Genomic DNA, 13196 nt, shown 5'->3' on the forward strand with positions numbered 1-13196 from the left:
AGACTGCATGGATATGAACGAGGATGGGCTGATGGAATATCGTGAGCAGGTGGTGGTGTTCAGGAAGGGCGGTATCAACCATATAGCGCGTATCATCACCTATGTGGATATCAAGAAGGGAAAGATGCCAAAGTTGGTGTCCTTGCTTACCAACGACTTTGACATGTCCATGGAGACTATCGTAGCCATCTACCGCAGGAGGTGGCAGATAGAGTCTCTTTTCAAGCAGATAAAACAGAACTTCCCGCTTAGATACTTCTATGGGGAGAGTGCCAACGCCATCAAGATACAGATTTGGGTTACACTCATTGCCAATCTATTACTGTCACTGCTGCAAAGCTCATTGCAGAGGCGGTGGAGTTTCTCAGGGCTGGCTACTATGGTGCGCATTGTACTTATGGAATACCTCAACATGAATAATTTCTTCAACATGCCGGATGCCGACATGAAACTCATGCTTGAAGCAGCGGCTGAATCGCCACCCGAGGTAACAGAAAATGAATAAGGGGGCTTGTCACTAACATGCTGTCATCCGAACTATTGTGTCTCAATGAGTTGGAATGAGGATTTCTATGTTTAGCGGACAGTAATAATTATAGATGAGTTTTGCAAACATTTTGAAGCTGAAAATGCGGGAAAACAGCTTCCGGGGGATAATGAGAATGGCAAAGTTGCCGAAACTGGCGATTCCTATACAGTTAAACCCGATAAAAGAATAAAATCGCAAGTCCCTATTGAATCTTTGTTCCAATGTGGAGTTGCGATTTTATTAGTCTGTAATATGCTTAGTCGATTACCACGGTTGTCCAACCATGTCTATCTTCAATTGTACCATACTGAATGCCACGTAAGGTTTCATAAAGTTTGGTTGACCACGGTCCCGGGTTTTCACCAAAATGATAAGTCTTACCGGTTTCCAAATCATCTAAGTGAGAAATTGGAGAGATGACAGCAGCCGTTCCGCAAGCTCCCGCCTCCTCAAAAGTAGCTAATTCTTCTTCCGGTATGGGGCGACGTTCCACCTTCATGCCCAAATCTTCAGCAATCTGCATCAAGCTCTTATTTGTGATGGATGGAAGAATTGAGGATGACAATGGAGTAATATAGGTATTATCTTTAATACCGAAGAAATTGGCAGCACCACATTCATCAACATATTTCTTTTCTTTCGAGTCAAGATAAAATTCTGACGCATAGCCTTTTTCGTGGGCAATCTTATTTGCTTTTAGCGATGCAGCGTAGTTACCACCCACCTTAAACGTTCCCGTGCCCAAAGGGGCAGCACGGTCGTAATCGCGCATAATAACATAAGGATTGGTAGAAAACCCACCTTTGAAATAAGGACCTACAGGGGTCACAAAAATCAGGAACATATACTCTTTAGAAGGATGTACTCCGACTTGTGCCGACGTCCCAATAAGCAAAGGACGAAGATAGAGCGTCGCTCCACTTTCATAGGTGGGAACATATTCCTGATTTAAACGAACAACCCTCTTTGCCATTTCCACAAAAAGCTCGGTAGGCACCTCCGGCATTACGATTCCGCGGCATGTGCGTTGCAAACGTGCCGCATTCTCTTCAACACAAAACAATCGTACTTTGCCATCCGGACAGCGATAGGCCTTCAGACCCTCAAAGGCTTCTTGTCCATAATGCAGACACGTTGCCGCCATATGAATTTTCAAATACTCGTCGGACGATACTTCTACTTCGCCCCACTTTCCGTTCCGATAGAAACAACGCACGTTATAATCAGTTGGTAAATAACCAAAAGACAAATTGGACCAATCTAAATTTTTCATTACATCTTACGTTTATAGGGTTTTATTTCATATATTTGCAAATATACAAATATAAATTCTACATTGCAACAAATATCGACGTAATTATCAAAAACAGTAGTTATGACCGGTTAAAATCATTCGGTTTCCAATAGTTTCTTAATCTCGGCATCGGTATGTCTAAGCTTGTCTTTGCAGAGTTTTATCAGTTCTTGGGCTTTTTTGAGTTCTTCTGCCATGGAGTCAATACTTAGTTCTCCATTTTCCATTCTTGTCACAATTGTTTCCAATTGTTTTACCGCCTCCTCGTAATTTATTTTTTTCATATCCGTAACATTATAAATTATATTAATATATTCCTCCTTAGTCCTCTATTTAACCACGGAGACTATTTTTCCATTTTCCAAGATAGTAGTCAGTTCCTCACCGGGCAGAACCGAAGATGCGTCGCGTAAGAGTCCATTCTTACCATAAGTAATACTGTAGCCTAATCGTAACATTCTATTGGGATTCATGGCATTAGCACGCTGAGTAAGAAGTTCTAAATGGTGCACCTGCTGCAAACGTTTTCTTTCAATGGCAGGCAGTAGTCTTGCGGTAGCCTTTTCTAAAATCATTGTTTCATCCGAAAGAGCCTTCGACATATCCTGTAGTAATTTTCTTAGTATCGCTTCCAACGTCATTTCATAACGAGTCTTTACCATAGAGAACAGAACCGGAATGTTTGTAGAGAGCCTTTGCAATTTTATTTCTTCTTGTTGAAGACGAATCTGAACCAATTTCCGTATATCGTCACGAGCATTTTCTATAAACGTCAGCACTCTGAGCAGATGATCAATTAGGAATGTAGCGGCTGCAGTGGGAGTTTTCACGCGTTTATAGGAAATCATATCCAATATGCTCTCATCGCGTTCATGCCCTATCCCCGTAATAATCGGTAAAGGAAAGTTGGCAACATTTTCTGCCAAATCCAAAGTATCAAAACCACTCAAATCAGCGGTCGCTCCGCCTCCCCGAATTATCACAACACAATCGAATTCATCGCAACGATCATTGATGCTGTTCAATGCAGAGATGATGCTTTTTCCAACCCCTTCTCCCTGCATGATGGCGGCAAATAATTCTGTATGAAAATCAAGAGCATACTCATTTTTTTTCAATTGATTGCAAAAGTCTCCATATCCTGCCGCCGTAGAGGAAGAAATAACAGCAATGCGTTGGGAAAATATTGGAAGGGTCAATTCCTTTTGAAGATCAAAAACACCTTCAGTTTTCAATTGGCGGATTATTTCTTGCCTTTTCCTCATCATGTCTCCCATAGTGTATTCCGGATTGATGTCGTCTATAATCCACGAAAAACCATATTGAGGATGAAACTGCGGATGAACCTGCAGTAAGAGATGCAACCCGGCTCGTATTTTTACGCCTGCTGTCCTCTCAAAGTAAGGAGCTATCAAACTCCATGAGCTTCGCCAACATTTGGCTGAAGCTCTGGCAACAGGTGTATTGGCACGGTCATCTTTCTGAATAAGCTCCAAATAAAGATGTCCTCTGTTCTCTCTTGCTTCAGAGACTTCTGCCGACACCCAATAAGAGCGAGACATAACCGTCTCTATGAGTTCGGAGACAAGGGAATTGAGTTCTAAAAGCGATAGAGGTTTGTTCATTATATTTCTGATTATCCGGCTACAGAAACCATGCGCCATTCATTATTTGTTACTTTTCACTATTGCAAAGATAGCAAGAATTATAGTAAAACATACTAAGCTTTTAGATGTTTTAAGAAACAGTGAGGAATAATTTCCACAAATTACATCAACATCGATTATTTTTTTGTACTTTTGCAAGAGTACATCATCAGCGTTAATGGATAATAAGAAAGCAACATTGGAGTTGGGTTCTAAGCCGATAGGGAATTTATTGGTTCAATATGCCCTACCTGCCATTATTGCGATGATGGCAGCATCGCTTTACAACATCATCGACCGTGTCTTCATTGGGCAGGTGGTGGGTCCGCTTGCAATCTCTGGATTAGCAATCACATTTCCATTCATAAATCTCGCGGCTGCATTCGGAGCGGCTGTCGGAATCGGTTCCTCGACCACCATCAGTGTAAAATTGGGACAACATGATTATGCCACAGCAGAGAATATCCTCGGAAATACTATTACTCTGAACTTGATTATCGGCAGTTCGTTTGGATTTTTCTGTCTCATTTTCTTAGAACCCATCCTACGATTTTTCGGTGCAAGCGATGCAACTCTCCCCTACGCCAAAGATTTTATGCAGATTATTCTTGCCGGAAACATTATTTCCCACATGTATTTCGGTATGAATGCTGTTTTACGCGCTGCCTCAAAGCCCAGACATGCCATGTCCGCAACGATTTTCACAGTTATCATGAACATCTTTCTCGATGTGGTGTTTATCTTTTGGTGGGGATGGGGTATCCGGGGAGCAGCCTTGGCAACCATTATCTCGCAAGCACTCGCACTCTGCTGGCAAATGAAACTATTTGCCAATAAGAAAGAGCTACTACATCTGAAGCGAGGAATATACAGACTCAAGGCAAACCTCGTGAAGAACATTATCTCCATCGGCATCTCGCCTTTTCTTATGAATGTCTGCGCCTGCGTCATAGTGATATTTATGAATAATCAACTTGTAAACTACGGAGGCGACATGGCTGTGGGAGCATACGGAATTGCCAACAGTATTGCTATTGTCTTCGTAATGGTGGTGATTGGATTAAATCAAGGTATGCAGCCTATCGCCGGCTATAACTACGGCGCACAACTATATGATAGAATGATGAGCGTGGTAAAGCTCTCCATATTTTCTGCCACTGTCATCATGACAATAGGCTGGTTGGGCGCAATGTTGGCACCCTATTATTGTGCTCGTATGTTTACAACCGATCCGGAACTCATTAAACAATCCATGAAAGCCATTCAAATCAATATGTTGATGTTTCCGATAATAGGTGGGCAAATGGTAATAACCAACTTTTTTCAATGTATTGGCAAAGTCAGGATAAGCATATTCCTGTCGTTGTCTCGCCAATTACTAATTTTACTACCTTTACTAACTATTCTCCCAAGATTTTTTGAGATTGATGGTGTATGGGCATCACTCCCAACAAGTGATTTCCTTGCCGCGGTAATAGCGGCAATCATCATGACGCGATACATTAAGAATTTCAAAAAAGAGATGAATAAACTTTGACCCTTCACCAATAAACGCTGAACAAATGGAAAACAAATTGATTATCAACGTAGGAAGACAACTTGGAAGCGGAGGATGCTGCATCGCGCGAATGCTCGCTGAAGAGTTTCATTGCCACTTTTATGACAAAGAGATACTGAACCTCGCAGCGCAAGAAAGTGGATTCTCTGAAAAATTCTTCGAACAGAACGACGAACATAAAGGATTTCTCAAATCGCATTTCCACATCAATCTTCCACTATTAGGCAGCAACAACTTCTATAAGAATGATTTTTCGCAAGAAAGTCTCTACCAAATTCAAAGTGATGCCATCCGCGATGCAGCAGAAAAATTTGGTAGATGCGTATTTGTAGGCAGAACAGCAGATTATGTTTTGCGCGACTACAAAGATGTTATCAATGTTTTCATTACGGCAAGTTTGGATTTTCGCATTAAAAATATCTGTGAGCGAAAACATTGTAACAAAGAAGAGGCACGCAAAATTATTGAACATTGTGAAAGCGAACGCGCAAAATACTACAATTATTACACGGGAAAGGCTTGGGGGCACTCCACTAATTACGACCTTTGTATTGATACAAGTATCTTGGGGTTGGAAGCTACGAAAGATTTTATCGCTGCTTTTATAAGAAGAAAAATGAAATAAATTATAAAATATATGAAACATTACTTCTATAATCTTTTCCTCATACTAACGGTCTCCATGATTCCGATTGGTGTACTTGCGCAAAAAAAACTTACTAATCCCTCAACAGAAGCACAAGGACAAACCATGGTTTTATGCATCGGAACCATACATGATCAGCACAAATCAAATCCTAATTATTCCTATAAAGACCTGTATAACATCATAAAAACATTTCATCCGGATGCCATCTGTGTGGAAATTCGCCTATCAGACTTTCGTAAAAAGCCTTATCTGAAAGAGATGACTTTGGGGGCTATCTATGGAATTAAAAATGGAGCGAACGTATATCCCATAGATTGGTGGTCACAGAATAATCCGAGAGCGGAACGAAGAGAATACATAAAATCAGATGATTACAAAATCAAACAACAAAGATTAGACTCTCTCTATCGGACGGATTCGTTGATTTGTGCTTTTGAGAAACGCTATGGGACTCTTGACAATCTATTCAAAGACAATGATAAAAGCTACTTGTTTATTAATGGAAAGGACTACAACACTTATGTTAGCAGAATATACGCCGGGCTTATAACCGTATTTGGCGACGGATGTCTGAACCTGTATTCAGAACAACGCAATGCGAAGATGATGAACCTGATTGAAGATGCTGTTCGTGCCAATCTTGGAAGACGAGTAATCATTCTCACGGGTGCCGAGCATAAATATTATTTCGACAAAGCATTGTCAAATAGAAAAGAAATTCATTTGGTTCAATTGGAAGATTTATTGCCATTGGAAAACAGCCCAATAGATGCTGACATCAACGAATATCTGGTCTCCGGGATTTCAGATTTGTACTATACAAATAAGGAGATAATGTATTGGACGGCTTTAACCCCAATTTTGCACGGACCAAATATGGACACAAATCCCTCAATTATCAAAGAGGAATCATTGCGTAAAGCCGAAAAAATATTGAAACAATGGGAAGAAAATACAAACAAATCTATCTTATTATCATTTAATTTAGCATGGTATTATTTTCTTTCAAAGCAATATAACGAAGGCATAGCAGTTTCAAGAAAGGTGAAAAAACATCTTTTCGAAGTACCGGATGAATTGAGAAAGTTTATCATTCCGACCTTTTGGCGCAATTTAGGATTTTGCTATGATGCGAAAGGACAGAGAAAGAAAGCAGTTCAATCGTATCGAACAGGAATACAATACTGCAAAGACAATGGAATAAACAAAGAAACGATAGAGTATATCTTCAAAAATTACGAGCAAGTTCCATTCCGTTTGTAAGTAGATATACAGAAGCTGAAATGAAAAAAATAGGAATCATATCGGATACACACGCCCACTGGGACGATAAGTACGCATTCTATTTCAAAGATTGCGATGAAATTTGGCATGCCGGCGACATTGGCTCCATTGAAGTTGCTGACAAGTTCGAAGCTATGACACCCATATTCCGAGCCGTTCACGGTAATTGTGATGGTCATGATCTTCGTGCGAGATATCCTAAAATATTACGATTCAAGTGCGAAAATGTAGATGTACTACTAAAACACATCGGTGGCTATCCCGGGAATTATGACAGTTCAGTGCAAAGTCTGCTGTATGCTTCGCCTCCAAATCTTTTTATTGACGGACATTCACACATATTAAAAGTGAAGTATGACAAAACGCTTAATCTTCTTCACATCAACCCCGGTGCTGCTGGTCTTCAGGGATGGCATAAAGACCGTACACTTATAAGACTGACCATTGAAGGCAATAAATTCAGTGATTGTGAAGTTATTACATTAAGTAAAAAGAACATTCTTCCATAAAGCACAGATGAAAAAAGTACATACATATTTATTTCAATTTATTGTGCTGACCGGTGTGTATTATGGTTTAGAACTCCTGTTCAATTGGAATGGTGAATATCATTGGCAAAATCTGATTACAGAAAGTGGCTTTTTTGGCATTATCATGATGTCGTTCAACATCTATTCCGACTACAGAAAGTGGCAAAAACTAAAGGAAAAGAATCTGGAATATTGGAAGACCTACGATAAAGTGGTTACAAACAAAGATAACATAAAAAACAATAAGAAAAAATGAAAACATACTTAGTAACCGGAGCTGCCGGTTTCATCGGTGCCAACTACATTAAATATCTTCTACACAAAAAGTATGTAGATAAGGATATAAAAGTAATCGTCCTCGACGCGCTAACCTATGCCGGCAATCTCGGCACAATAAAGGCTGACATAGATGAACAACGCTGTTACTTCGTAAAAGGCGACATCCGAGACCGAAAGCTCGTTGACAAAATCTTGGCAGAGAACAACATAGATTACATCGTGAATTTTGCAGCTGAAAGTCATGTGGATCGTTCTATCGAAGATCCACAATTGTTTCTTTCGGTGAATATACTTGGCACTCAAAACCTTATGGACGCTGCCCGAAGGGCTTGGGTTACGGGCAAAGACGAAGAAGGTTATCCCACATGGAAAAAAGGCAAACGCTATCACCAGGTATCAACTGACGAGGTGTATGGTTCGCTCGGAGCTGATGGTTACTTCACGGAGCTGACTCCGCTCTGCCCACACAGTCCTTACTCGGCAAGCAAAACAAGTGCCGATATGTTCGTCATGGCGTATCGGGACACCTACCACATGCCGGTCAGCATCACCCGTTGTTCCAACAACTACGGTCCTTACCACTTCCCTGAGAAGCTAATACCGCTGATTATCAACAACATTTTGTCGGGTAAGAAGCTACCAGTCTATGGCGAGGGACTTAATGTTCGCGACTGGCTCTATGTGGAAGACCATTGCAAAGCCATCGACATGGTGGTGCGAGAAGGTCGCGAAGGTGAAATCTACAACGTTGGAGGACACAACGAAATGAAGAACATCGACATCGTGAAACTCACCATCCAGACAATTCACGACATGATGGAAAAGGACAAAGAGCTGCGCAAGATGCTGAAAAAGCAGGAAAAGGACGCCAATGGCGACATCGACATCAGCTGGATCAACAACGATCTCATCACCCATGTTGCCGACCGGCTCGGACACGATGCCCGTTATGCCATCGACCCCTCCAAGATCAAGGAAGAATTGGGCTGGTATCCTGAGACGATGTTCGCCGATGGCATTGTAAAAACCATTAAGTGGAACCTCGAAAACCAACAATGGATAGCAGAGGTAACAAGTGGCGACTACCAGAAGTATTACGACATGATGTACGGGAACAGATAAAAGGTTCTGAGAGTGTTGCGGAGTTGGGGAAATTAAAGACGCTGACTTTTCCAACTCCGCAAACCACTCACAGTCCGAAAAAACATCGGTCAAATCTCATTGACCTTCCAATGTTCATTTAACTCCTAAGCCAAGATGCAAGAAGACCCCACCATCGGCAAGATTATCGACTTGCCAAAAATACTCGACCAACGTGGAAACCTCACCGTAGCCGAACAGATGAAGGACATTCCCTTCAACGTTTCGCGCGTCTATTGGGTGTACGACGTTCCTGGAGGTGAAAGTCGGGGCGGACATGCTCACAAACATTGCCGCGAGTTCATCATCGCCGTCAGCGGTTCGTTCTCCGTTACGCTGAACGACGGCAAACTACGGCACTCCTTTCTGCTCAACCATCCCTATCAAGGGCTGTTGGTGAATACCGACATTTGGCGCACGCTCGAAGACTTCTCGTCAGGTGCGGTGTGTCTCGTGCTTGCCGAAGACCCGTTCGACGAAGAAGATTACATCCGCGACTATGACGACTATCTGAACTATATGGCGACAGAGAACAAATGAAACGAAGCTTTCACACAAAAGTAGATGCATGGCTCATAGTGGTAATAGCATTGCCGGTATTATTCATCGGATATGAATTGATTATGGACTTCAGCTGGTTCTTGCTTCTGCCTTTCGCATTTATTATTGCCATATATGCCGTGACCCTTCCCTGTTATTACACTATCGAGAGCCAACATCTGAAGATAAGGGCAGGAATTATCATCAAAAAGGACATTGACATTCAACAGATTAGCAGAATAGCCGAATCGAATGACCCGATCAGTTCGCCCGCAATGTCGTTAAAAAGATTACGCATCGACTTCGGACAAGGCAACTACATACTGATTTCCCCACAGAACCGCAAAGCCTTCATAGAACTTTTGTGCAGTGTAAATCCCAATATCGAATGTTTGAAATAAGAAGATACAGGCCGGAGCAAGCCAACGAATGGAACGCATTCGTGAAGCAGTCGAAACAAGGAACATTTCTTTTCAATCGCAACTACATGGATTATCATTCCGACCGATTCAAAGATTTCTCCTTAATCATTTACAGAAAACAATATATTTATGCGCTTTTACCCGCAAACCGAGTCGGAAACACGCTTTTTTCACATCAAGGATTAACCTACGGAGGCTTGATAACGAATGAGAAAGCAACTACTGCAAATATATGCAAACTATTTCAAGCACTGAATATTTTTTTAGCAAAAGAAGGCATACACAACGTTATCTATAAAGCCATCCCTCACATTTATCATCGTCTTCCCGCTGAAGAAGATCTCTACGCACTAACTAATTTTTGCGAGGCAAACATCATCAACAGGCATATCTCTACCACAATTGACTTTAATCATCGGTTGAGGTTCACTGAAAGTAGAAAAAGTGGAATAAGAAAAGCTGTGAAAAATGGAATAAAAGTAAGAGAAAGCGAAGATCTCAAATCATTTTGGATGATCCTCAGCAACAATTTACAACAGAAATATGCGGCAAAGCCCGTACATTCATTGTTCGAGTTGAAACTCTTAAAAAATCGTTTTCCGGAGAATATAAAATTATTCATGGCTTACAATATCGACAATATGCCCATTGGTGGGATCTTATTGTACATCACTCCAAAAACTTTGCATACACAATACATATCAGCTTCTCCGGAAGGAAAAAGAAACGGTGCACTTGATTTGATTTTCAACCATCTTCTTAATACAGTCTATCAAGACCAGGAGGGCTATTTTGATTTTGGAAAGAGTTCCGAAGGTAATGGAAAAACGCTTAACGAGCAACTCATCTTTCAGAAAGAAGGATTTGGCAGCAGAGGCATTTGTTATGATGTGTACGAATGGAGTACACGGCATATCAATAGTATTGAAGATAAGAAGCAACCTTTATCGCATGATTGAATATCTATCTCTAAAAAAAGTTACAGAAATGCATTCGGATGAAATATTCGATGCCATACAAGAAGTTATTAGATCCGGTTGGTATCTTCAAGGAGAAGCCGTTGGAAATTTTGAAAAGAATTATGCTGATTATATTGGCACGAAGCATTGTGTTACTTGTGGAAACGGACTGGACGCACTCTCGCTTATTCTTCGAGCTTATAAGGAACTCGGCATTCTCCATGATGGCGATGAGATCATTGCGCCGGCGAACACATATATTGCCACCTTGCTGTCAATTTCCGAAAATAATTTGATCCCGATTCTTGTAGAACCGAATATTGATACGCTCGAAATAGACGACAGGCTCATAGATTTGGCCATCACGCCACGCACACGCGCCATCATGCTCGTCCACCTCTACGGCCGGTGCGCCTACACCCGACACATAGAGGCACTTCGCAAACATTACAATCTTCTGCTCATAGAAGATAATGCACAGGCACACGGCTGTACCTTCGCGGACAAGCGTACCGGATCGCTTGGCAATGCGGCTGCTCATAGTTTTTATCCGGGAAAGAATATCGGTGCATTGGGTGATGCAGGCGCCGTAACCACAAATGACAAGAGATTGGCAGACGTCATACGAATGTTGGGGAATTATGGTTCCGAACGAAAGTATGAATTTACCCATAAAGGAATGAATAGCAGAATGGACGAACTACAAGCCGCCATTCTGAATATAAAATTAAAATATATCGATAAAGAGAATGCACGAAGAAAAGAAATAGCGCATCGTTATCAAAACGAAATCAAAAATACTGCCATCACCATACCAAACCCATCAAATCGTGATAATGTCTATCATATCTTCCCCATTCTTTGCGAAACACGCAATAAACTACAAAGTTATCTGAACAAACACGGTGTACAGACCATGATTCATTACCCCATTCCTCCCCATAAACAAAAAGCCTATCGGGAATGGAATCAATTGTCTTTCCCCATCACCGAGCAGATTCATGAACAAGAACTGTCAATCCCATGTAATCAGACCATTACCGAAGAAGAAACGGACACAATTATCCGCCTCCTGAATTCATATTCATGAAATCCGGTTAGTTTGTCTTTATGTGATGCGCTGCTGAGTATCTGTTGTTTGACGTGTGCCAAAAAGACGGGAAAAAGATTCTGCATTCGCAAGCAAACAATACTGCTTTTTATTTGTAAGCCCGATACGTTTTTATAATTTTGACATTGGTATTTCACAATGACAATATCAACTTTTTTCAGAAGCGATATTGGCTTTTTCCAACAGACATACGAGCTTATAAAAAACGATGGTACTTTTTGTACAAAACGATAGTACTTTTTTGATAAAACGATAGTACTTTTTGGTAAAAACGATAGTACTTTTTTAATAAAACGATGGTACTTTTTTTGGAGGTCAGTCGTAAAACCCGGTTGCATCCCCTCTCATGCAAATAAATTCATGGATATTTGTTATCTTTGCATCATGAATGGCGAGCAATTGTTGCGTTGTGTCTTTCCGGAAATACTCGCAGATTATTTTGATGAGACAGCTATCCGGGAGATTATTTCCCGAATAGACTTCCGGTTGGATGAGCGCAACTTTATTTATGAACTGTTTCTTATCCCGAACCGGGGTAACGATACAAATAACTTTCCATAGTCTGCACCCAACCGGTCCTTATCGCCTCTATAAGAACTCGCTAACGAGAGGTTAAACACTTCCCGTATTGTACACGTTTGTACAGCTGACAGTACAGACGTGTATGGCGCATTGTACAAACGTGTACTGTATTCACGGTGTTATACTTCTGTGAGAGAATGGTAAGGGAAACGATAGCTGCCCCTTCAGTGTTTGATGAGTTTTTATCAACATTATATAGTTATCCCTCAAAAGCTCGACTTATAGCCAACAGATGGTATTGGATGATACCCTCTGTCCTCCGCGAGTCTTTTGATTTTCCCGCCATAGACCCTGCCGACCTGCTCCATTGCCTTGTCTGTCATATTCATTGCGGAAAGATAATGCACCGACAATGAGACCTTTTCACAGTCTTACAAGGGAGACTTTGTTGCCGAACTCGTATTTCTTGTGATCCTTCCCCTTGCTGGTGCACAACACGTCCGGCTCATGAGGGGAGTAGATTTTGTGAACGTCCATTCCCTCGCCGTTAACGAACTTCATGCAGACCTCAATACGTTCTTGGCAAGAGTTCTCAAGGCTTGGCGATGCGTCCGTTGTCCTTACAGTACAAGGGGGCAAAGGAACGCTCAAAGGTTTCCCAATTTATCAGATTGGCAAGTTTATACATTGGATGGGTGGGATTGAGCATGGATGCCAAGTCCCAAAACATTGA

The 13196-nt window shown here is 41.4% G+C and carries 15 protein-coding genes and 2 pseudogenes (1 of these 17 running past the window's edge); 12 read left to right on the plus strand and 5 right to left on the minus strand.

Annotation, left to right across the window (positions count from 1 at the left end; all coding sequences use genetic code 11):
- A pseudogene (locus E0E16_RS04230) lies at window positions 1-505 on the plus strand (IS4 family transposase); it begins 846 nt to the left of the window's first position.
- 280 nt (window positions 506-785) lie between these two features.
- On the opposite strand, the gene E0E16_RS04240 reads toward E0E16_RS04230, so the two are convergent.
- From E0E16_RS04240 to xseA, 3 genes are all read right to left on the minus strand, one after another.
- The gene (locus E0E16_RS04240) at window positions 786-1802 is read right to left on the minus strand and encodes a branched-chain amino acid aminotransferase (protein ID WP_130829074.1); all 1017 of its coding nucleotides are present in this window, start codon (window positions 1800-1802) and stop codon (window positions 786-788) included.
- A gap of 116 nt (window positions 1803-1918) precedes the next feature.
- Entirely contained in the window at window positions 1919-2107 is a 189-nt protein-coding gene (gene xseB / locus E0E16_RS04245; protein ID WP_130829076.1) for an exodeoxyribonuclease VII small subunit, read from the minus strand.
- Window positions 2108-2152: 45 nt separating this feature from the next.
- Window positions 2153-3448 (minus strand): exodeoxyribonuclease VII large subunit, encoded by a 1296-nt coding sequence (xseA, locus tag E0E16_RS04250; protein WP_130829078.1) that lies wholly within the window; start codon window positions 3446-3448, stop codon window positions 2153-2155.
- 199 nt (window positions 3449-3647) lie between these two features.
- Here xseA and E0E16_RS04255 point away from each other — a divergent pair, with 199 nt between their 5' ends.
- The 11 genes from E0E16_RS04255 to E0E16_RS14245 all read left to right on the plus strand — a co-directional run bounded on the left by E0E16_RS04255 (window position 3648) and on the right by E0E16_RS14245 (window position 12502).
- The gene (locus E0E16_RS04255) at window positions 3648-5006 is read left to right on the plus strand and encodes an MATE family efflux transporter (RefSeq protein ID WP_130829080.1); all 1359 of its coding nucleotides are present in this window, start codon (window positions 3648-3650) and stop codon (window positions 5004-5006) included.
- 25 nt (window positions 5007-5031) lie between these two features.
- Window positions 5032-5652, plus strand: coding sequence for a cytidylate kinase-like family protein (locus tag E0E16_RS04260; RefSeq protein WP_130829082.1), 621 nt, complete (start codon window positions 5032-5034; stop codon window positions 5650-5652).
- 12 nt (window positions 5653-5664) lie between these two features.
- The gene (locus E0E16_RS04265) at window positions 5665-6939 is read left to right on the plus strand and encodes a DUF5694 domain-containing protein (protein WP_130829084.1); all 1275 of its coding nucleotides are present in this window, start codon (window positions 5665-5667) and stop codon (window positions 6937-6939) included.
- Between the two features lie 20 nt (window positions 6940-6959).
- Window positions 6960-7469, plus strand: a complete 510-nt coding sequence (locus E0E16_RS04270; protein ID WP_130829086.1) for a metallophosphoesterase family protein — start codon at window positions 6960-6962, stop codon at window positions 7467-7469.
- A 7-nt stretch (window positions 7470-7476) separates the two neighbouring features.
- Window positions 7477-7746: a hypothetical protein gene (locus tag E0E16_RS04275; RefSeq protein WP_130829088.1), complete on the plus strand. Its 270-nt coding sequence runs from the start codon at window positions 7477-7479 to the stop codon at window positions 7744-7746.
- Complete coding sequence (gene rfbB, locus E0E16_RS04280; protein ID WP_130829091.1) at window positions 7743-8891, plus strand: dTDP-glucose 4,6-dehydratase; 1149 nt, start codon at window positions 7743-7745, stop codon at window positions 8889-8891. The genes E0E16_RS04275 and rfbB overlap by 4 nt, the downstream gene beginning before the upstream one ends.
- A 135-nt stretch (window positions 8892-9026) precedes the next feature.
- Entirely contained in the window at window positions 9027-9449 is a 423-nt protein-coding gene (locus tag E0E16_RS04285; protein WP_130829093.1) for a sugar 3,4-ketoisomerase, read from the plus strand.
- Window positions 9446-9850 (plus strand): PH domain-containing protein, encoded by a 405-nt coding sequence (locus tag E0E16_RS04290; protein ID WP_130829095.1) that lies wholly within the window; start codon window positions 9446-9448, stop codon window positions 9848-9850. The genes E0E16_RS04285 and E0E16_RS04290 overlap by 4 nt, the downstream gene beginning before the upstream one ends.
- A complete protein-coding gene (locus E0E16_RS04295; RefSeq protein WP_130829098.1) occupies window positions 9838-10830 on the plus strand; it encodes a GNAT family N-acetyltransferase in 993 nt (330 codons plus the stop codon). Before E0E16_RS04290 ends, E0E16_RS04295 begins: the two co-directional genes overlap by 13 nt.
- A complete protein-coding gene (locus tag E0E16_RS04300) occupies window positions 10823-11920 on the plus strand; it encodes a DegT/DnrJ/EryC1/StrS family aminotransferase (protein ID WP_130829735.1) in 1098 nt (365 codons plus the stop codon). The genes E0E16_RS04295 and E0E16_RS04300 overlap by 8 nt, the downstream gene beginning before the upstream one ends.
- A gap of 381 nt (window positions 11921-12301) precedes the next feature.
- Window positions 12302-12502 (plus strand): hypothetical protein, encoded by a 201-nt coding sequence (locus tag E0E16_RS14245; RefSeq protein WP_240048182.1) that lies wholly within the window; start codon window positions 12302-12304, stop codon window positions 12500-12502.
- Between the two features lie 266 nt (window positions 12503-12768).
- Here the strand turns inward: E0E16_RS14245 and E0E16_RS14935 are convergent.
- Both E0E16_RS14935 and E0E16_RS13490 read right to left on the minus strand, forming a co-directional pair.
- Window positions 12769-12988: pseudogene (locus E0E16_RS14935) on the minus strand (IS5/IS1182 family transposase); the annotation flags it as partial.
- A 67-nt stretch (window positions 12989-13055) separates the two neighbouring features.
- A complete protein-coding gene (locus E0E16_RS13490) occupies window positions 13056-13193 on the minus strand; it encodes a transposase (RefSeq protein ID WP_165444190.1) in 138 nt (45 codons plus the stop codon).
- Window positions 13194-13196: the final 3 nt, after the last annotated feature.

The organism is Prevotella rectalis, from assembly GCF_900607215.1.
GTDB lineage: Bacteria > Bacteroidota > Bacteroidia > Bacteroidales > Bacteroidaceae > Prevotella > Prevotella brunnea.